This window comes from Nocardia sp. 149-1B (assembly GCF_057747975.1).
Map to the genome: position 1 here is coordinate 938,174 of NZ_CM173233.1, position 20,003 is coordinate 958,176.

Below are 20,003 nucleotides of genomic sequence, written 5' to 3' on the forward strand. Positions count from 1 at the left end.
GGGCGTCAGCGGTTGAGGCCGTCGCTGAGCTCACGCACCACCGAGTCGACGACGGCGACCAGGTCGCCGTTCGTCCGCTCGGCCACGGCCCGCTGGCGTTGGTACGACGCGCCGCGTCCGGGGATGTCCGCGATGGACGCCAGCTCCTCGCTGCAGCCGAGTCGTTCGGCGACCGGGGCCAGCCGCTCCAGCAGGTCGGCGAGGTCGTCGGTGACGAGGCGCTCGGTGGAGTCGGCGTCGGTGATCACGATCGCGTCCAGCCCGTAGCGGGCGGCGCGCCACTTGTTCTCCTGGACGTGCCAGGGCGGCATCGTCGGGAGCGTCTCGCCAGCCGCCGCCCGGGCGTCGAGATCGACCACGAGGCAGTGCATGAGCGCGACCAGGGCGGCCAGGTCGCGGATGTCCGAGACCCCGTCGCAGACCCGGTTCTCGAGCGTCCCGATGTGCGGTGCAGGCCGGACGTCCCACCGCACCTCGGAGATCTCGTCGATGACCCCGGTGACCAGCTCGTCGTGGACGAAGGACTCGAACTCCGACCACCGCTCGAACTGGAACGGCAGCCCCGCGGTCGGCAGCTGCTGGAACATCAGGGCGCGGTTCGAGGCGTAGCCGGTGTCGATGCCGGCCCAGATCGGCGAGGACGCCGAGAGCGCCTGCAGGTGCGGGTGGTAGTTGAGCAGCGCCGACAGCACCGGCATCACCCGCTCGCGCTCGGGCATCCCGACGTGCACGTGCACGCCCCAGATCAGCATCTGCCGGCCCCACCACTGGGTGCGGTTGATCAGCTCCTCGTAGCGGTGCCCCTCCGAGAGCTGCTGCACGGTCCACGAGGCGAACGGGTGGGTGCCGCCGCCGTACAGGTCGAGGTCGAGGGCATCGCCGGCCGGCACCACCACCTCGAGCGTGCGCCGCAGGTCGGTCATCGCCTCGCCGACCGTGTGGCACACGCCGCTGACCACCTCGATGGTGTTGCGCAGCAGCTCCTTGTGGAGCTTGTCGGGGTGCGGCAGCCGCGGCTTGGCCCGAGCGAACAGGTGGGTGGCGTCGTTGCGCAGGTCGCGGGTGCGCCGGTCGACGAGCGCCAGCTCCCACTCGACTCCGAGCGTGGGCTCGGGGGAGGCGTGGAAGTCGATGCGCATCGCCCCAGCGTTCCACAGCTCAGGTCGCGCGCAGAGAGCCCAGGCGGGTGAGCCACGCCTCAGCGGTGCCGTCGTACGGCGCAGCCGCGGCCGCGACGGCCGCGTGCACGCGGGCGCACGAGTCGAGCGCCGAGCGTGCCAGCTCGTCGGGGTAGCCCAGCGTCACCCGGTGGTCGGCGAACTCGTCCTCGTCGCCCACCCACACCCGGCCGGTGTTCTCGCACACCACGTCGAGGTCGAGGTCGACGGCCCGCAGCACAGGACCGTCCCACACGGGCGGGGTCGTGATGTCGACGTACACCCGCACCGGCCCGGCTGCCGCGTGGAACGTCGCCAGCCACCCGCGCTCCTCGGCGGAACCGGCAGCAGGCGCGAGCCCGACCTGGTCGGTGGGGGCGACGTACGTCGCTCCGGGCCGCGACATCCGCGTGCCGGCCGGGATCCCGAGCCAGTCGCCGTGGTCGTCGCGGCCGAGGTAGGTCGCGGAGAACTCCCAGTGGGGCCGATCACCCCACTTCGACATCACGACGCGCACATCGCTGCCGGGGCCGGGGGTCACGTGGATTGTCTACCAGCCGGGCTGCCAACATGGCGGGCATGCCCGAACGCCAGCTCAACCTGACCCTGGACTTCTGTCTTCGTGTCGGCGAGCTGCTGCTGTCCTCGGGAGCCGGTGCTGCCGACGTCATCGCGACCATGCAGTCGCTGGCCTGGCACTTCGGCGTCCGCAACCCGGAGATCGACATCACCTTCACGTCGCTGTCGATGAGCTACCAGCGCGACCCCGAGGAGCCGGCCTCGGTGCTCCTTCGACACGTCAAGCAGCGCGACATCGACTACGAGGACCTCACCCTGGTCGACCACCTGGTCCGCGACGTGCTCCGCGACGAGGTCGAGCTCAAGGAGGCGCGCACGCGGCTGGCGCGGATCGTCTCCTCGGGACACCTGACCCCGCGGTGGGCGGTCACCATCGGTTGGGGCCTGATGTGCGCCGGCGTGGGCCTGCAGCTCGGCGGTGGCCCGATCGTCGTGGCGGTCGCGTTCTTCGCTGCCGCGTGCATCGACCGGCTCCAGCTGCTGATGGCCCGGCGGCGGCTGCCCTTCTTCTACCAGCAGGTGGCCGGGGGTGGCGTCGCCACGATCATCGCGGTGCTCGCGGCGAAGGCGATGCCGCACCTCGACCCGTCGGTGGCGGTCACCGCGAACATCATCATGCTGCTGGCCGGCATCGGGTTCATGGGTGCGCTCCAGGACGCCCTGTCCGGGTTCTACGTCACCGCGGGCGCCCGCCTCACCGAGGCGCTGCTGGCGACCGCCGGCATCATCGCCGGCGTCAGCGGCGGCCTGACGCTCGCCGAGGTGATCGGCGTCGACGTCGGCCGGCTCGATCCGGGCGCTGCCGCGGGACTGAAGGAGGTCTCGGTGATGGCGCTGGGCGCCGCGATCTGTGGCGCCGCGTTCGCGTTCGCCTCCTACGCGCCGCGACGGTCCCTGGCGCCGGTCGGCGCCGTGTCGGCGGTCGCGATGGTCATCGCCCAGTCCGCGAGCCTGGAGGGGGTCGGCCGCACCTGGCCGACCGCGCTCGCGGCGTTCTTCGTCGGGGTCGTCAGCTACACCGTCGCCGGCCGTCTGCGGGTGCCCCCGCTGGTGGTGGTCGTCCCGGCGATCGTCCCGATGCTGCCGGGCCTGTCGATCTACCGCGGCCTGAGCCTGCTCACCGAGGGCGGGAACCAGACGTCGGAGGGGCTGCTCGCGATCATCACCGCCGCCTCGGTGGCGATCGCGCTGGCCTCGGGCGTGATCCTCGGTGAGTTCGTGGCCCAGCCGCTCAAGCGCGAGGCGCACCGCCTCGAGAACCGGCTCGCCGGCCCGCGCCTGGTCGGGCCCCTCAAGGTCAGGTCCCGGCGGTCCCGGCGGTCCCGTCGGCGGTCGTCGGCCGGCGCCGCCGGCGACTGACCTGCGGACTCAGTCGAGCTCGGGCACACGGTCAGAGACCCGTCCCTGACCACCCCACAGGTCGCCACGTGTGGTGCCGGTGACCACCAGCACGTCGTCCAGCTGCTGCGCGCTCAGTCCGTCGAGGGTCCCGGTCGTCTTGAGGGTCTCGATGCCCGCGAGGACGGCGTCGAACCGGCGCTGGTTGACCTTGGTGCGCAGGACGAACGTCAGGCAGATGGACAGGAGCACCACGGGGATCGCGATGAACATCCACTTGATGCCGACGACGGCGAGGTTGTCGGCATAGGCGCGGGGGTCGAGCGACTCGCTCTGCGCGCGCAGCACGGCGTACTCGTTCTGGTCGAAGTTCACGAGCTGCAGACCGAGGCCCACGAGGAGCACGGCCACGCCGCTGGCGAACTTGCGCAGGAACGTCGTGACGCCGCTGTAGAGGCCCTCACGCCGCTGGCCGGTGAGTAGCTCGTCGATGTCATAGATGTCCGTGAGCATCGACCAGGTCGCCAGGTTGCCCGAGGCGGAGCCCGCCGCGATCACCACGGCCAGGCCGCACAGCACGTACGTCGGGGTGGCGGCGTCGACCCCGGTGAAGACCAGCGACGCCGCGATCCAGAGAGGGATGCCGACGAGCAGGGGCGAGGCCTTGCCGCGACGCTGCGCCAGCAGGTTCATCAGCGGGATGAACAGCACCGTCGACACCAGCAGGAGTCCGACCACCAGCTCGTAGCTGTCGTACTTCAACAGCACGACGTCCATGTAGAAGATGAAGATCGCGAGCGTGAGGTCCACGGTGACCTGGAAGCCGAGGAAGATCCCGAGGAAGTTGCGGTAGGCGCGGTTCGAGGACACCGACACCCAGTCGCGCAGCGTCACCCGCTCGGCCGGCGGCAGGTCCTCACGCTCGTAGGTGCCCAGGAAGACGAGCAGCCAGGCGACCGCGAACACCGCGCCCAGGACCAGCGCCATGACCAGGTAGCCCGACCGCTGGTCGGGACCGATCGTGTCGCCTCCCATGGCCTTGATGATCACGCTCGGCACGACCGCGCAGACGAGCGAGGCGCCACCGGAGAACAGCATGCGGACCGTCGTGAAGCTGGTGCGCTCGTTGTAGTCGCTCGTCATGTCGGACAAGATCGCGTTGTAGGGGACCATCACCAGCGAGAACGACATCCCCCAGAAGATGTAAGAGAACGTGTAGTACACGACGATCGCGATGTGGTTGGTGTCGTGCTGGAGGCCGAAGCCGTAGAACAGCATCACGAACGACACGTAGACCGGCAGCAGCCCGAGCAGGAAGAAGACGCGGCGCCGCCCGAAGCGGGACCGGGACCGGTCGGAGATGCGGCCCATGATCGGGTCGAAGAAGGCGTCCCAGACCCGGCCGATGAAGATGATCACGGTCGCCGCCATCACGCTGAGCCCCTCGACCAGCACGAGGTAGTTCATGAACAGCAGGCTGAACACCATGAAGGCGCCGCCGCCGTAGATGTCGCCACACGCGTACGCCAGCTTCGTGCTGAGCCCGTTCCTGAGTTGAGTCCTCATCGCCTCGACCCGCTCTCCTACAGCTGCGCATGGATGTCGCGCGCGGCGTGCAGCATCAGCGGCACCACGCGGTCGAGCTTCGCCGGCGTCATCCGGCCGGCCGAGCCGGAGGCGCCCAGGGCGTACTCGTAGGAGTTCCGGCTGTTGCGGATCGGCACCGCCACGCAGGTGATGCCGGGCGACAGCTCCTCCGCGTCCGTGGCGTACCCGAGCTGCCTGATCCGGTCGAGCTCGCGCTCCAGCCGGGGCAGGTCGGTGATCGTGTTGTCCGTAGGCGCCTCGAACGAGATGCCGGAGAGCAGCCTGTCGCGCACCTCGTCGGGGGCGAACGCCAGCAGGCACTTGCCGACCGACGAGCAGTGCAGTGGCTCGCTGCCGCCCACCTGGGCGTTGACCACCAGTCGCGAGTCCGAGAGGACCTGGTCGACGACCACGGCCTGGTCGTTGGCGAGCACCCCGAGGTGCACCGACTCGCGGATCTCCGCGGCCAGCCGCGCCATCACGGGCCGCGCCACCGCCAGGACGGTCAGGTTGCGGTGATAGCGCTCGTACATGTGCAGGATCGCCGGGCCGAGCACGTACCTGAGCGTGTCCGGCTGCCGCTCCACCATGTTCGCCTCGTGCAGCGTGGCCAGGACGCGTGACGCGGTGCTCTTGTCGATGCCCAGCTCGGCTGCCAGCTCGGTCACACCGAGCGACCGGCGAGACGCCACGAGCAACAGGGCGTCGAGGCCGTTCTTGAGTGCCTGGCTCATGTCAGCTCCGTGACCATCGCCGCGATCGCCGAAAGTGTCGCCCGGAGGTCCATCAGCGGGCCCTCCTCGCCCGTGAGAACACGCCCCGCAGCAGGCCGCGCTTCTTCGGCACCGGCTTGTCCTCGTACTCGTCGAGCAGCACCGGCGCGTCGCGCCGGGCCGACTCGACCGTCGCCAGCGCGAACTTCAGGACCTCGCGGCCCGTGCGCCCCGAGAGCTCCGGCTCGCGGTCGTCGCGCACGGCCTCGACGAAGTCCCGCGTGGAGGCCGCGAACGAGTCCGCCCAGTCGTGCTCCATGTCCCAGAACTCGGTGAGCTCGCCGTCGCGATACATCAGCACCGGGGCGAGGTCGGGCAGCAGCGTGGCCGTGCACCGCGTCACCCAGATGACGCCGCGCGAGCCGGTGATCTCGACGCGCTCGTCGCACGTGTAGTACTTGCTCTCGATGTACATCTTGTCCGAGCTGGTGACGTCCCAGACGCCGTACAGCTTGCGGTCCCTGTGCTTCCACATCACCACCGCGGGGGAGTCGTTGTAGACCCCGGGCAGCACCGGGGTCTCGTCGATCCAAGCCGTCACCTTCTCGACGTCCCCGAGCAGGTACATGATGATCGAGAACTTGTGGTAGCCGTCGTCGAACACCGTGGGACCGCCGCCGGCGAGCGTGTCGTTCATCCGCCACACCCAGCTCTTGACGCCGACGTCCCAGCCGGTGCGTCCGGAGCCGCCGGCGCCCTCCAGGCGCCCGGAGTGGGGGATCGCCCGCGAGCCCAGGTTGGCGTTGTTCATCTTCATCCGGATGCCCTGCGGCTCGCCGATCTCGCCGTCGTCGAGCAGCTTCTTGGCCAGCCGGTACGGCGCGTAGAAGCGGAAGTTCTCGAACACCTTGAGCTTGCGCCCGGTCTCCGCCGCGACCTGGATCATCCGGTCGCACTGCTCCAGGTTCATCGCCATCGGCTTCTGCACGCTGACGTGCTTGCCGGCCTGCATCGCCCGGACGGCGTACTCGCAGTGCAGGTGGTGCGGGATCAGCAGCTCGACGGCGGTGACCTCGTCGTCGGCCAGGACGGCCTCGAAGCTGTCGTACACATGGGGCACCCCGTGCTCGGCCGCGAAGCTCCGCGCGGTCCCCGCGTTGGTGTCGAAGACACCCCAGAGCTCGGCGTCCGGGTGGTCGCGGTAGCCGGCCGTGTGCAGGGTCGCGATCCGACCACAGCCGACCAGCACGAACTTCGTCCTCGCCATGGGTCAGTGCTCCTCGCTGATCGCGGCTTCGTGGGTGGCGCGCCGATCGGTCAGGTACGCCGGGCCCGGCACGTCCCACGAGCCGACCGACCGGCCGCCCGAGTGGGGTGGTCGCGGAGCTCCATCGAGCAGCCTCTCGTGCGCTGACCTGTTGTCGGCGGCGTCACGCTAGGTCCGGCAGATCCCGGGCTGCAATCACGGTTGCAGAGGATGCAACCAGCGGTCTGGACCGGCTGACCAGCGGCTCAGACCACGGTGGTGTGGTCGGGCAGCACCCGCTTGCCGGCCTTCGCGACGATGTCCTGGTAGCGCGACCCGGTGAACTTGGCGAGCTGGTGGACGGCGTGCGCGTCGAGTCCGACCAGCACCCGGGCGCGGTTGTGCAGAACGCCGCGGACGATGATCTCCGCGGCCCGCTCGGGCGTCATCTTCGCGAGCTTCTCGTCGAAGAGCTTCGCGGTCTTCTCCTTGTCCTCGCGTGCCGAGACCCGGGCGTTGCGGGCGATCGCGGTCTTGATGCCGCCCGGGTGCACGACGGTGACCCCGACCGGGTGGCCGGCGATCAGCATCTCCTCGCGGACCGCCTCGGACATGCCGCGTACGGCGTACTTCGAGGCGTTGTACATGCTCTGGCCGGGCATCGAGACCAGCCCGAACAGCGAGGACAGGTTGACCAGGTGCCCGTCACCGGAGGCGATCAGGTGCGGCAGGAACTCCTTGGTGCCGTGCACCACGCCCCAGAAGTTCACGCCGATGATCCAGTCCATGTCGGCGTACTCGAGGTCCTCGAGGTTGCCGGCCAGCGCGACGCCGGCGTTGTTGACGACGACGTTGACGCGCCCGAAGTGGTCGGCGACGGCGGCGGCGTACGCCGTGAACGCGTCGCGGTCGGCGACGTCGAGATGGTCGGAGCGGACCTCGCGGACGCCGGCGCCCTGGACGAGGCCGACGGTCGCGGCCAGCCCGGCGTCGTCGACGTCGCTCAGCGCCAGCCGAGCGCCGCGGGCGGCGAGGTTGAGCGCCAGGGCGCGGCCGATGCCGGAGCCGGCACCGGTGATCACGCAGACCTTGTCGTCGAGCGTCTTCATGCGTGGGCGTCCTCTTCTGTCGGGATGGCGGTGCCGGGGATGGCGGGTCGCAGGTCGTAGGCGTCGGTGTCGAAGCGCGCCAGCTGCCGGCGGAGGGTGACCGTCGACTTGGGCCACAGCGTGGTGTTGCGGCCGTGCTCGTCGAGGTACCAGCTCGAGCAGCCGCCGGTGCTCCAGACCGTGCGCCGCATGCGGCGTTGGAGGTCGGCGTTCCAGGCGTCGTGGGCGTCCTGCCGCGGCTCGACGGCGGCGTACTCGCCGTGGCGGATCGTGCGGACCGCGCCGCGGAGGTACTCGACCTGCGACTCGATCACGAACACCATGCTGGAGTGGCCGAGGCCGGTGTTGGGTCCGACGAGCATGAAGTAGTTGGGGAAGCCGGGCACCGTGGTGCCCTTGTACGCCGCCATTCCGGACTCGCGCCACACCTGGGCCAGGGTGCGGCCATCGCGTCCGGTGACGTGCTCGGTGATCGGCAGCTCGGTGGTGTAGAAGCCGGTGGCCACGACGATCACGTCGACCGGACGTTCGGTCCCGTCGGCCGTGACCACCCCGGTGGCGGTGACCGCGGCGATCGGGTCGGTGACCAGCTCGACGTTGTCCGCCGCGAGAGCCGGGTAGTAGGTGTTGGAGATCAGGATCCGCTTGCAGCCGATCTCGTAGTGCGGCGTGACCTCGGCGCGCAGCTCGGGGTCCTGGATGCCGCGCGCGATGTTCGCCAGCGCGGCCTTCTTCGCGGGCAGCGCGAGCTTGGGCTGCACCGTGAACGCCGGAACGTAGGTCTCGCGCGCCCAGTAGACGCCGGTGCGGTAGAGCCGTTGCAGGCCCGGCACGTGGCGCAGCGCGGCCCGCTCCCACGCCGGGTAGCGGCGGTCGTTGCGCGGGATCACCCACGGGGCCGTGCGCTGGTAGACGTCGAGGTGCCCGCCGGTGGCCGCCAGCCGCTGTTGCAGCTCGGGGACGATCTGGATCGCCGAGGCGCCGGTGCCGATGACCGCCACCCGCTTGCCCGCCAGGTCGACGTCGTGGTCCCAGCGGGCGGAGTGGAACAGCTCGCCCTCGAAGCTCTCGATGCCCTCGATCTCGGGCAGCTTGGGCTCGGAGAGCCCGCCGGCGCCGACGACGAGCGTCGTCGAGATGACGGTGTGCTCGCCGTCCGGCCCGACGATGCGACTGCGCCAGCGCCCGCTCGTCTCGTCCCAGGTGGCGTCCTCGAGCCGGGTGTCGAACACGAACCGGTCCAGGGTGCCGGACTCGCGGGCGACGCGCTGCAGGTAGGCGTGGATCTCCGGCTGGGGCGAGTAGGACATCGACCAGTCGGGGTTGGGCGCGAACGAGAACGAGTACAGCTGGCTGGGCACGTCGCAGGCCGCGCCGGGATAGGTGTTGTCGCGCCAGGTGCCGCCGACGTGGCTGCCCTTCTCGACCACCAGGAAGTCGCGCTCGCCGTCCTGCTGGAGCCGGATGGCCGCGCACAGCCCGGCGAAGCCGGCACCTACGATCAGGTGGTCGACGCGGGTCTCCGCATCGGTGGGGCTGGGCGTGGGGGACGCGCTCATGGCGCCGACCGTACTTCCGTTATTGAAAATGCGTCAATAGAGTGAGGACCGTGACGACCAGCACCCAGGGCGGAACCCACGGCGCCGCGGCGAGCCACCGCACCCGGCTGACCCCCGAGCAGCGGCGCTCGCAGCTGCTCGACCTGGGCGTCCGCCTGCTGGCCACGCGCTCGCTCGACGAGCTCTCGATCGACCTGCTCGCCGAGGAGGCGGGGATCTCGCGAGGCCTGCTCTACCACTACTTCGGCAACAAGCACGACTTCCACCTGGCGGTCGTCCGCCGCGCGGCCGACGACCTGATCGAGCAGACCACCCCGCCGGCCGAGGGGGAGCCGATGGTGCGGCTGGTGACGTCGCTCGCGGCGTACGTCGACTACGTCGTGGCCAACCACGAGGGCTACCTGTCGCTGGTCAAGGCGGCCGCGGGCGGCAACGAGACGCTGCGGGAGATCTACGAGGAGGCGCGCGAGGCGCTCAACGGCCGGGTCTTCCGCGAGGACCCCAGCGGCCAGATCATCCCGGACACCCCGGCGACCCGGCTCGTGGTGCGTGGCTGGTCCGCGATGACCGAGGAGCTCGTGCTCTCCTGGATCGCCGACCCTGCCGGCCTCACCCGCGACCAGCTCCTCGAGGTGCTGTCCGCATCCTTGCTCGCGATCGTCGAGACCGTCCCGGAGCAGGCTAGGCCGGCAGGCTGACCGCGACCGTGGTGTCGCCGGGGACCGAGCTCAGGGTGACCGTGCCGCCGTGGGCGGTGACGATCGCTCGCACCAGCGCCAGGCCGAGCCCCACCCCGACCTCGCCGGTGCGCGTGCGGGCGGCGTCGCCCCGGGCGAAGCGCTCGAAGGCATGGTCGACCAGCGACGGCGGGAAGCCCGGACCGTCGTCGTGCACGGCGAACCCGTCACGCCGCACGGTGACTGTCACCGTCGTGCCGGGCGGCGTGTAGCGGCGGGCGTTGCCGAGCAGGTTGGTGACCACCTGGTGCAGGCGCAGCTCGTCGCCGGTCACCTCGTACGGCGCGTCCACGGCGTCGTCGGGCACGTCGAGCCGCCAGCGGTGGCCGGGGGCGACCACACGCGCGTCCGAGACCGCCTCCAGCAGCAGGCGGGTCAGGTCCACCGGCGCCGACTCCAGGGGCCGGCCGGCGTCGAGGCGGGCCAGCAGCAGCAGGTCCTCGACCAGTGCGGTCATCCGCCCGGACTCCTCCTCGACCTTGTCCAGCGCGGTCCGCGCGCCGGCGGTGTCGTCGGGGCGCCGTCGCGCCAGCTCGGTGTAGCCCGCGATCGTCGCGAGCGGCGAGCGCAGCTCGTGGGAGGCGTCGGCGACGAACTGGCGCACCTGCTGCTCGCTGCGGTGGCGGGCGGCCAGCGAGCTCTCGACGTGGGCGAGCAGGGTGTTCAGGGCCGCGCCGACCTGGCCGACCTCGGTGCGCGCGTCGGTGAGGTGCTCGGGCACGCGCTCGGTGATGTCGATGAGCCCGGACTCCAGCGGCAGCTCGGACACGCTGTGCGCGGTCGCGGCCACCTCGCGCAGCGGCCGCAGCTGACGGCGTACGACGACCAGTGCCGCGCCGCCCGCGGCCGTCACGGCGAGCATGGCGAGCAGCACCTCCCACCAGATGACGTTGGACACCGCGGCGTCGACGTTGTCGGTCGGCAGGCCAGCTGCGATCCACACGGTGCTGGTGAGTTCGATGACCTCGACCCGGTACGAGCCCACTCCCTTCACCTCGATCGAGGCGGTCTCGTTCGAACGCAGGTCCTGCAAGGCCGCGAGGGTGCCGTCGGAGAGGGAGACGGTCGTGGTCTCGCCGGTCGAGCGCTGGGTCGAGACCTGGCCCGAGGACTGGCCGCTGGACGACCAGATCGCGGTGAGCGATCCAGGCGGGCCGTCGCCGTCGCCGTGCACCCTCTGCCCGGCCGCCGGCGGGACGCCGGTGGGTCCGCCGCTCACCTCGAATGCGTAGCGCCGCGCGGCGTCGTGGACGTCGTTGTCGAGCTGGTCGGTCAGGTAGGACCGCACCGCGAACGTCGTGGCCGTGCCGATCAGTACCGACACCAGCAGCACAAGCACCACGGTGGTGACGACCAGCCGCGAGGTCAGCGAGGCGAGCGAGTCGCGGACCCGGCGCCAGGAGTGCCGGATCATGTCGCCGGCTTCAGCACGTACCCGGCGCCCCGCATGGTGTGGATCATCGGCTCGTGCCCGGCGTCGATCTTCTTGCGCAGGTAGGAGATGTAGAGCTCCACCACGTTGGCCTGGCCGCCGAAGTCGTAGTTCCAGACCCGGTCGAGGATCTGGGCCTTGCTCAGCACCCGGCGCGGGTTGCGCATCAAGAAGCGCAGCAGCTCGAACTCGGTCGCGGTCAGGGAGACCTCCTGGCCGTCCCGGAACACCTCGCGGCTGTCCTCGTCGAGGGTGAGGTCGCCGACCACGAGCACCGAGGTCGCCGCGGCCTGCTGGGCACCCGACCTGCGCATCAGAGCACGCAGCCGCGCGACCAGCTCCTCCAGCGAGAACGGCTTGGTGACGTAGTCGTCGCCGCCCGCGGTCAGGCCCGCCACCCGATCCTCGACGGAGTCGCGCGCGGTGAGGAACACGACCGGCACGTCGGGGTCGCTGGACCGCATCCGGCGCAGCACCTCCATGCCGTCGAAGTCGGGGAGCATCATGTCGAGCACGACCGCGTCGGGCCGGAACTCCTTCGCGGCAGCGACCGCCTTGGACCCGGTGTGGGCGGCGGTGACCTGCCAGCCCTCATAGCGCAGGGCCATCGAGATCAGCTCGGCGATGTTGACCTCGTCGTCGACGACGAGCACGCGCAGGGGGGTTCCGTCCGGACGGGTCAGCTGCATGCTGCTCACCGTGGCGACGCTACCTGTGGGCTCCCTGTGTGGACACTGTGCGGCTGTGAGGAGTCTGTGAGCGCCCGCATCACATGTCGCGCACGGCGAGGGAGGCGAAGACCATCGCCGACCCGAGCGGGGCGCCCGGCCCGGGGTAGACCGCGCCGAACACCGACGCGGCCGAGTTGCCGGCGGCGTACAGACCTGGGATCGGGGTCCCGTCCTCACGCACCACGCGCCCTCGAGCGTCGGTGACCAGGCCGCCCTTGGTGCCCAGGTCGGAGAGCACGAAGCGCGCGGCGTAGAACGGCGCCTTGTCGCAGGCGGTCAGTGCCCTGTTGGGGCCCGTGCCGCCGGTGAAGAACGTGTCGTACTCGTCGCCGCCACGGCCGAAGTCCTCGTCGACGCCGGTCGCGCAGAACCGGTTGAAGCGCTCGACGGTGGCCGTCAGTGCCGTGGGCGGTACGCCGATCAGGCCGGCCAGCTCGGGAAGCGTGTCCGCCCGCACCCAGGTGCCGGCCTCGAGGTGGGCGGCCGGGTCGCCCTCGGGCATCGCGATCGCCGGGAGCCGGCCACCCTCGGCCGAGTCGAAGACGAACCAGGACGGGATGCGGTCCGGCACCGCGGCCATCTCACGGCCGAACCGGTCGTAGGGCAGGCACTCGTTGGCGTAGCGCTGCCCGTGCTGGTCGACCATCAGCCCCGACCGGAAGCCGAGCGTGAACGACCCGCCGCCGTCGGGCTGCTCGAGGCCGGGGCAGAACCAGCCGACACCCCGGTAGTCGGTCGCGGCGCCGATCGCCACGCCGGCCTCGATCGGCTCGCCGGTGTTGGTGCCCGCCGGTGCCATCGTCCACGCCACGTCACCCGGGACGTCGTGCTCGGCTCGGAGGGCGGCGTTGCCCTCGAAGCCGCCGGCGGCCAGCAGCACACCCCGCCGGGCGTGCACCTCGACCGGCCCCTCCGGCGTCATCGCGGCCACGCCCGCGACCCGGTCGCCCTCGAGTACGAGGCCGGTCACCGGCAGCTCGGTCAGCACCGTGCCGCCCTCGCGCAGGAACCCGTCCAGCAGCCGGGCGATCAGCGCCTGCCCACCACTGAGCGTGTTGCGGCCCGGCTCGCCGGCGCGGTCGCGCTCGACCGGCGGCCGCACGAGCTCGCCGACCCGGGGTGGCAGCTCGCCGCGCTTGACGTTCGTCGGCTGGATCGAGCGCCCGGACGGGACCCGCCCGGGGGCGTCGTAGTACTCCGGGAACGGCAGCCACTCGAAGTCGAGCGACGGGTCCGCCTCGAGCTCGGCCACCAGCTCGGGCGCGTGGGTGAGGAACGCCTCGATCCGTTCCCGGTCCGGTTCGGTGAGGATCGCGCCGAGGTACTCCCGCGCCGACTCGGTCGAGTCGGGGATCCCTGCGCGCTTCTGCACCTGGCTGCCCGGCAGCCAGCACGCCCCGCCGGAGTACGCCGAGGTCCCGCCCAGCAGGGAGGTCTTCTCGATCACCACCGTCGACAGCCCGGCCTTCTGCGCCAGGAACGCCCCGGTCATGGCCCCGCCACCCGACCCGACCACCACGACGTCGTACTCCTGTGCCTCGGTCATGGCACCGGATACTAGAACAGGTTCTAACACGGGTGGTTTCGAGGCTCGGGCCTGGCGGCCCTCGCACCTCAACCACCGGAGCGGTGGTTGAGGTGCGAGCGCAGTGGGGCGACCTCGGTGGTTGAGGTGCGAGCGCAGTGGGGCGACCTCGGTGGTTGAGGTGCGAGCGCAGTGGGGCGACCTCGGTGGTTGAGGTGCGAGCGCAGCGAGCCTCGAAACCACCGAGCGCCGGGAACCACCCGCCGGGCAGAATGGACCAGTCATGACCGAGCTCCAGATCGTCTATCCGCCGGAGCTGCCGGTCACCCAGCGCCGCGAGGACATCGCCGCGGCCATCCGCGACCACCAGGTCGTGATCGTCGCGGGGGAGACCGGGTCGGGCAAGACCACCCAGCTGCCGAAGATCTGCCTCGAGCTCGGCCGCGGGCGCCGTACCAAGTCCGGTGGCGGCCTGATCGGCCACACCCAGCCCCGCCGGATCGCCGCGCGCTCGGTCGCCGAGCGGATCGCCAGCGAGCTGAAGACCGAGCTCGGGGACCTGGTGGGCTACCAGGTGCGGTTCACCGACCGGACGTCGCGCGCCAGCCGGGTCAAGCTGATGACCGACGGCATCCTGCTGGCCGAGCTGCAGCGCGACCGGATGCTGCGCCGTTACGACACGATCATCATCGACGAGGCCCACGAGCGCAGCCTCAACATCGACTTCCTGCTCGGCTACCTCAAGCGGCTGCTGCCGAAGCGGCCCGACCTCAAGCTGATCATCACCTCGGCGACCATCGACGTCGACCGGTTCGCGAAGCACTTCGACGCGCCGGTCGTCGAGGTGTCCGGGCGCACCTATCCCGTCGAGATCCGCTATCGCCCCCTGATGGCCTTCGACGAGGAGGACGAGGACGGCGAGGTCGTCGTCCGCGACCAGACCGAGGCGATCGTCGACGCCGTCAAGGAGCTCTCGGCCGAGGGCCCCGGCGACGTGCTGGTGTTCCTGCCCGGTGAGCGCGAGATCCGCGACACCGCCGACGCGCTCGCGGACCTGCCGCGGACCGAGATCCTGCCGCTCTACTCCCGGCTCTCGGCTGCCGACCAGCACCGGGTCTTCTCCTCCCACGGCAACGCGACCCGTCGCGTCGTGCTCGCCACCAACGTCGCGGAGACCTCGCTGACCGTGCCCGGCATCCGGTACGTCGTGGACACCGGGGTCGCCCGTATCAGCCGCTACTCGGTGCGGACCAAGGTCCAACGCCTGCCGATCGAGCCGATCAGCCAGGCCTCGGCCAACCAGCGCTCCGGACGCTGCGGCCGCGTCGAGGCCGGCATCGCGATCCGGCTGTACTCCGAAGAGGACTTCGAGGGCCGCCCGGAGTTCACCGACCCCGAGATCCTGCGCACCAACCTCGCCAGCGTCATCCTCCAGATGACCAGCCTCGGGCTCGGCGACATGGCGCGGTTCCCGTTCGTCGAGCCGCCCGACCGGCGCAACGTCCAGGCAGGCCGCCAGCTGCTCGAGGAGCTCGGAGCCCTCGCCGGCCAGGACAACCGGCTGACCAAGGTCGGGCGTCGTCTGGCCCGGCTCCCGATCGACCCCCGCCTCGCGCGGATGATCCTCGAGGCCGAGCGGCTCGGCTGCGTGCGCGAGGTGGTCGTGATCGCGGCCGCGCTCTCGTTGCAGGACCCGCGCGAGCGGCCGGGCGCCGACCACCCGAAGGAGCAGGCGCAGGCCGACCAGCTCCACGCCCGGTTCAAGGCCGAGGGCAGCGACTTCCTCACCTGGCTCAACCTCTGGCGCTACCTCAAGGAGCAGCAGAAGGAGCTGTCCTCCTCGGCGTTCCGCCGGATGTGCAAGCGCGAGTTCCTCAACTACCTGCGCGTCCGGGAGTGGCAGGACTTCGAGTCCCAGCTGCGCCAGGTCTGCAAGGAGATGGACATCCAGGTCGGTCAGCCCGCGGACAACCCCGACCAGGACGGCATCCACCAGGCGCTGCTCTCCGGGCTGCTGTCGCACATCGGCCTGCTCGAGGAGCGGGAGCGCGAGAAGCGGGGCCCGCGCGAGTACCTCGGCGCCCGCGGCGCCCGGTTCGCGGTGTTCCCGGGCAGCGTGCTGCACCGCAAGAACCCGCAGTTCCTGATGGCCGGCGAGCTAGTCGAGACCAGCCGGCTGTGGGCCCGGCAGAACGCCGCGATCAAGCCGGAGTGGGCCGAGCGGATCGGCGAGCACCTGGTCAAGCGCACCTACTCCGAACCGCACTGGAGCAAGAAGCGCGCCTCCGTGATGGCCTTCGAGCGGGTCACGTTGTACGGCGTCCCGCTGGTCGCCGACCGTCCCGTGCAGTACGGCCGGGTCGACGCCGCCCTGTCTCGTGAGCTGTTCATCCGGCACGCGCTGGTCTACGGCGAGTGGTCGAGCCGCCACAAGTTCCTCGACACCAACCGGCGACTGCTCGAGGAGGCCGAGGAGCTCGAGCACCGGGCGCGACGCCGCGACATCGTCGTCGACGAGCACACGCTGTTCGACTTCTACGACGCGCGCATCGGCGCGGAGGTCGTCAGCGGCGCCCACTTCGACCAGTGGTGGAAGAAGGAGCGGCAGCGCAACGGACGGCTGCTCACGTTCGATCCCGCGATGCTCACTCACGACACGGTCGAGCAGATCAGCGCGTCGGACTACCCCGAGCAGTGGGAGAGCGATGAGGGGCTGACGTTCTCGATCAGCTACCACTTCGAGCCCGGCACCGCCGAGGACGGCCTCACGATCGACGTCCCGGTAGCGACCCTGAACCGGGTCGAGGCCGAGGACTTCTCGTGGAACGTGCCCGGTCTGCGTGAGGAGCTCGTGACGAGCCTGATCCGCAGCCTGCCCAAGAACCTGCGGGTCCACCTCGTCCCGGCTCCCAACACCGCGCGCGAGTTCCTCGCCACGGTGCCGCCGGGCGAGGAGCCCCTGCTCGACGCGCTGGAGCGGTGGTGCCGCGCCCGCACCGGCCTCCTGGTGCCGCGCGAGGCGTGGGACTGGTCCAAGGTCCCCGAGCACCTGCGTCCGACGTACCGCGTCGTCGACGACGAGGGTCGCGAGCAGGCCCGGGGCAAGGACCTCGAGGCGCTCAAGGCGCCGCTGCGACCGAAGTTCGCCCAGGCGATCGCGGAGGTCGCCACCGAGAGCGGCCTGGCCCGCACGGGCGCGACCACGTGGGACTTCGGCACGATCCCGGCCAGCCACACCGAGCGCCGCGCCGGCCACGAGGTGCAGGTCTTCCCCGCGCTCGTCGACGAGGGCGCCACGGTCGGGCTGCAGGTCTTCGGCTCGGCCGAGGAGGCCGAGGCCCGGCACCGCCTCGGTGTCCGCCGGCTGCTGCTCCTGCAGCTCCCCTCGCCGGTCAAGCAGGTCCTCGACGGGCTCACGAACGTCGAGAAGCTCGGTCTCGCGGGCTCGCCGTACCCCAGCGTCGCCGAACTGCTCGAGGACTGCCGCGCCGCGGTCGTCGGCGCCGCGGTCGACGCCCGGCCAACGGTGCGCGACGAGGCGGCGTACGACGCCCTGCGCGCGGAGGCCGCGCGCGACCAGGTGGCGCACCTGCGGACGGTGATGGGCGACGTGATCCGGGTGCTCGACGCCTGGCGCCGGGCGGAGAAGGCGCTCAGCGGTCGCGCGGACCTGGCGCAGCTGCCCGCGCTCACCGACATGCGCGCCCAGCTGGCCCGGCTGGTGCACCGCGGCTTCGTGGGCGAGGCCGGCACGACCCAGCTGCGGCGCTACCCGGCGTACCTGACCGCGCTGGAGCAGCGCCGCGAACGGCTGCCCTCCCAGGTCAACCGCGACCGGCAGCTGATGGACCAGCTCGCCGACCTCCAGGACGCCTACCTCCACCGGGTCGAGGCACTGCCCGCCGGCCGACCGCCCGGGGCGCAGCTGCGCCAGGTGCGGTGGATGCTGGAGGAGTACCGCGTCTCGCTGTGGGCCCAGCAGCTCGGCACGCCCTACCCGGTGAGCGACCAGCGCATCCGACGTAGCCTGCAGCAGTGACAGACCCCAGGAGCGAACGGATCCACCACCGTCCGATGACCCCGGGCGGCGGCTTCTTCGAGGCGCTGGTGGGTGGCACCGACCCGGCGCTGGTCAGCGAGGCCGCCGACCGCGCGGCGACGCTGCTCGTGCGCGGCGCCCGTGAGTCCGACGATGCCGCGGTCGCCGACCGGCTGCTGCACCTCGCCGACACCGAGGGCATCGAGACGATCGCCGAGGTGTGGTCGGGCGCTCCCGCGGACTCGCTCGCGGGCTGCCTGTGGCGGCTCTACCTGCTGCGCTCCTGGGTGTACGCCGAGCCGGTGGCGGTGTCCCGCGAGTTCGAGGCCGGGCGCCGCAGTGCCCAGGTGGCGCGCGTCGTCGCCGGCGTGGCCGACCCGCCCGGTCCGGAGCAGCTCAAGGCCATGGTCGACCAGGTGCTGGGCGGCATCGCGGTCGGCGACTTCGCCGACGTGCTGCTCCGCGCCGCGGCCTTCGCCCGGGTCGTGGCGACCGGCCGCGCGACACTCGGCGAGCGGAGCGGACCCGAGGTGCAGCGGATGCTGGTGCTCTCCGAGCAGCTCGAGGCCGCGGGTCACGCGGAGTTGGAACACGAGCTGGCCTGACGTGGTTAGACTCGAGGAGTACGCCGGACCGTGGCAGCCCCGGGTCCCAAAATCAGCCGCTACGAGCGGCCACGCGCCGTGAGGCGCTCCCGGTCCGGCGTACTTCACTCTCGGTCTCGGCCGTGCCTCTCCTAGGCTCGCGCCCATGAGATCGCTGCGTCGGCTGTTCCGCCGCACCCGCTCGAGCGGGAGCCCCGTGACGTACGCCCCGCGGGCCGACGGCCGCCCCGACCCGGGTGAGGTGGTCTGGGGCTGGGTCGCCTACGAAGACGACCCGCGACAGGGCAAGGACCGGCCGGTGCTGCTGATCGGGCGCCGCGAGGGCCGGCTGCTCGGGCTGATGCTGACCAGCAAGGACCACGACCGCGACGCGGCCGACGAGGCCCGCTGGGGCCGGCACTGGATGGACGTCGGCACCGGCGCCTGGGACCGCCAGCGGCGGCCCAGCGAGGTGCGCCTCGACCGGCTGCTCGAGCTCGACCCCGACGCCGTACGCCGTGAGGGGGCCGCGCTCGACCGCGCCACGTTCGACCGGGTCGTGGCCGAGGCGCGGCGGTTCCACGGGCTCGGGTGATCGTTCCGTTGCGGTGACTGGGTCTCGATACGCCCGTCGCGGCTTCGTTCCTCAGCCGCGGGGCTACTCGACCTGGCTGCTGGGTCCTCGACCCCCGAGCAAGCTCGGGGGTCGAGGGCAGCTCAGAACGTTCGGGCGATCCGGCGGGCGGCGACGCGGGCCGGGTCCCAGGACGTGGGGTAGTGCCGGGCGCCGGCGGTGACCTCGACCAGCGTCAGGTACTCCCCGGTGCGCAGGATCGCCAGGCCGGCGGCCCGCTTGCGGGCGGCGGTGCGATAGCTCTCGCCGGTGCCGGAGCGTACGTCGAGCGGGCGGAGCGGCCCGACGTCGCTGCCCGCGACGCGCTCGGTGCAGTCGTCGCGCCACGCCACGAGCACGGCGTGGGCGCGCCAGGCCGAGCGTGGGTCCGCGAAGCGGGCGACGACCTGGGTCGCGGCGAGCCGGCCGGGAGCGGTGAACGTGCGGCGAACCGTCTCGACCGCGCCGATCGACCCGAGCAGGGTCTTCTGGCAGGCACCGACCGCGGGGTCGCGCGCGGGGTCCTCCGGCCCGGTGCTGTCGACCACCCAGGTCTCGTCACCGACCGGTGGGAGCGAGTCGGCGTCCAGGAGATGAGCGGCCGTCTCCAGCCGCATCCGCGGCTCGAGCGTCCCGACCTTGTGGCGACCGGGGTGACGACCCTGGTGACCGCCGGGCCGTTGCGTGGGAGCCGCCGAGCTGGGCGCCGGCGGCTGCGCCGAGGGATCGGCCGCGGAGGAAGGTGTCTCCCTGGTCGCGACCGGGGAGGTGGGGGCCGCGTCCGGCTGGTCGCTGCCGGAGCTGCAGCCGGTGAGCACCAGCGAGGTCGCCAGGCCCAGCACGATCAGGGGCGCGGCCAGCGAGGAGGACCGGACGCGAGGCACGCCGGCCATCGTAGGGAGACTGCGGCCGGGATCGTGGTTGCGACATGCGGACCGTTTCCCGGTCGTCACCGGTGGATCCCCCGTGGGGCAACTGTGGATAGGGTGGTCCGGCCACGGGCGCGACCCGGGCAGGCAGACGACAAGAATGCGCGCGAGGAGGATGCCGGTGA

16 protein-coding genes are annotated in these 20,003 nt (G+C 71.5%); 5 read left to right on the forward strand and 11 right to left on the reverse strand.

Annotated elements, in window-relative coordinates; translation table 11 throughout:
* Nucleotides 1-5 precede the first annotated feature (5 nt).
* On the reverse strand, nt 6-1,139 hold the full coding sequence (locus AC3ANS_RS04555) for a glutamate--cysteine ligase (RefSeq protein ID WP_488294980.1): 1,134 nt from the start codon (nt 1,137-1,139) through the stop codon (nt 6-8).
* A 19-nt stretch (nt 1,140-1,158) separates the two neighbouring features.
* Nucleotides 1,159-1,698: a DUF402 domain-containing protein gene (locus tag AC3ANS_RS04560; protein WP_488294981.1), complete on the reverse strand. Its 540-nt coding sequence runs from the start codon at nt 1,696-1,698 to the stop codon at nt 1,159-1,161.
* A gap of 38 nt (nt 1,699-1,736) precedes the next feature.
* Here AC3ANS_RS04560 and AC3ANS_RS04565 point away from each other — a divergent pair, with 38 nt between their 5' ends.
* Entirely contained in the window at nt 1,737-3,095 is a 1,359-nt protein-coding gene (locus AC3ANS_RS04565) for a threonine/serine exporter family protein (RefSeq protein WP_488294982.1), read from the forward strand.
* Between the two features lie 9 nt (nt 3,096-3,104).
* Here the strand turns inward: AC3ANS_RS04565 and AC3ANS_RS04570 are convergent, their stop codons facing one another.
* The 5 genes from AC3ANS_RS04570 to AC3ANS_RS04590 all read right to left on the reverse strand — a co-directional run bounded on the left by AC3ANS_RS04570 (nt 3,105) and on the right by AC3ANS_RS04590 (nt 9,288).
* Nucleotides 3,105-4,640 (reverse strand): MFS transporter, encoded by a 1,536-nt coding sequence (locus tag AC3ANS_RS04570; RefSeq protein WP_488294983.1) that lies wholly within the window; start codon nt 4,638-4,640, stop codon nt 3,105-3,107.
* Between the two features lie 17 nt (nt 4,641-4,657).
* Nucleotides 4,658-5,395 carry an IclR family transcriptional regulator gene (locus AC3ANS_RS04575; protein ID WP_488294984.1) on the reverse strand — a complete coding sequence of 246 codons (738 nt, stop codon included), beginning with the start codon at nt 5,393-5,395 and terminating at the stop codon, nt 4,658-4,660.
* 52 nt (nt 5,396-5,447) lie between these two features.
* Nucleotides 5,448-6,641, reverse strand: coding sequence for a Gfo/Idh/MocA family protein (locus AC3ANS_RS04580; protein ID WP_488294985.1), 1,194 nt, complete (start codon nt 6,639-6,641; stop codon nt 5,448-5,450).
* 245 nt (nt 6,642-6,886) lie between these two features.
* Nucleotides 6,887-7,729: an SDR family NAD(P)-dependent oxidoreductase gene (locus tag AC3ANS_RS04585; RefSeq protein ID WP_488294986.1), complete on the reverse strand. Its 843-nt coding sequence runs from the start codon at nt 7,727-7,729 to the stop codon at nt 6,887-6,889.
* The gene (locus tag AC3ANS_RS04590; protein ID WP_488294987.1) at nt 7,726-9,288 is read right to left on the reverse strand and encodes a flavin-containing monooxygenase; all 1,563 of its coding nucleotides are present in this window, start codon (nt 9,286-9,288) and stop codon (nt 7,726-7,728) included. Before AC3ANS_RS04590 ends, AC3ANS_RS04585 begins: the two co-directional genes overlap by 4 nt.
* A gap of 50 nt (nt 9,289-9,338) precedes the next feature.
* Here AC3ANS_RS04590 and AC3ANS_RS04595 point away from each other — a divergent pair, with 50 nt between their 5' ends.
* Nucleotides 9,339-9,986 carry a TetR/AcrR family transcriptional regulator gene (locus AC3ANS_RS04595; protein WP_488294988.1) on the forward strand — a complete coding sequence of 216 codons (648 nt, stop codon included), beginning with the start codon at nt 9,339-9,341 and terminating at the stop codon, nt 9,984-9,986.
* Here the strand turns inward: AC3ANS_RS04595 and AC3ANS_RS04600 are convergent.
* The 3 genes from AC3ANS_RS04600 to AC3ANS_RS04610 form a co-directional block, all read right to left on the reverse strand.
* On the reverse strand, nt 9,970-11,439 hold the full coding sequence (locus AC3ANS_RS04600; RefSeq protein ID WP_488294989.1) for a sensor histidine kinase: 1,470 nt from the start codon (nt 11,437-11,439) through the stop codon (nt 9,970-9,972). The two genes, AC3ANS_RS04595 and AC3ANS_RS04600, sit on opposite strands and share 17 nt — an antisense overlap.
* Nucleotides 11,436-12,140, reverse strand: coding sequence for a response regulator transcription factor (locus tag AC3ANS_RS04605; RefSeq protein WP_488296426.1), 705 nt, complete (start codon nt 12,138-12,140; stop codon nt 11,436-11,438). Before AC3ANS_RS04605 ends, AC3ANS_RS04600 begins: the two co-directional genes overlap by 4 nt.
* Before the next feature lie 85 nt (nt 12,141-12,225).
* Complete coding sequence (locus tag AC3ANS_RS04610) at nt 12,226-13,734, reverse strand: FAD-dependent oxidoreductase (RefSeq protein ID WP_488294990.1); 1,509 nt, start codon at nt 13,732-13,734, stop codon at nt 12,226-12,228.
* Between the two features lie 262 nt (nt 13,735-13,996).
* On the opposite strand from AC3ANS_RS04610, the gene hrpA reads away from it, so the two are divergent.
* The 3 genes from hrpA (at nt 13,997) to AC3ANS_RS04625 (ending at nt 18,931) form a co-directional block, all read left to right on the forward strand.
* Nucleotides 13,997-17,752 carry an ATP-dependent RNA helicase HrpA gene (hrpA, locus tag AC3ANS_RS04615; protein WP_488294991.1) on the forward strand — a complete coding sequence of 1,252 codons (3,756 nt, stop codon included), beginning with the start codon at nt 13,997-13,999 and terminating at the stop codon, nt 17,750-17,752.
* Nucleotides 17,749-18,357 (forward strand): DNA-directed RNA polymerase subunit beta, encoded by a 609-nt coding sequence (locus tag AC3ANS_RS04620; protein WP_488294992.1) that lies wholly within the window; start codon nt 17,749-17,751, stop codon nt 18,355-18,357. The genes hrpA and AC3ANS_RS04620 overlap by 4 nt, the downstream gene beginning before the upstream one ends.
* 145 nt (nt 18,358-18,502) lie before the next feature.
* Nucleotides 18,503-18,931, forward strand: coding sequence for a type II toxin-antitoxin system PemK/MazF family toxin (locus AC3ANS_RS04625; protein ID WP_488294993.1), 429 nt, complete (start codon nt 18,503-18,505; stop codon nt 18,929-18,931).
* A gap of 122 nt (nt 18,932-19,053) precedes the next feature.
* Here the strand turns inward: AC3ANS_RS04625 and AC3ANS_RS04630 are convergent, their stop codons facing one another.
* Nucleotides 19,054-19,833, reverse strand: coding sequence for a hypothetical protein (locus tag AC3ANS_RS04630; protein WP_488294994.1), 780 nt, complete (start codon nt 19,831-19,833; stop codon nt 19,054-19,056).
* Between the last annotated feature and the right edge of the window lie 170 nt (nt 19,834-20,003).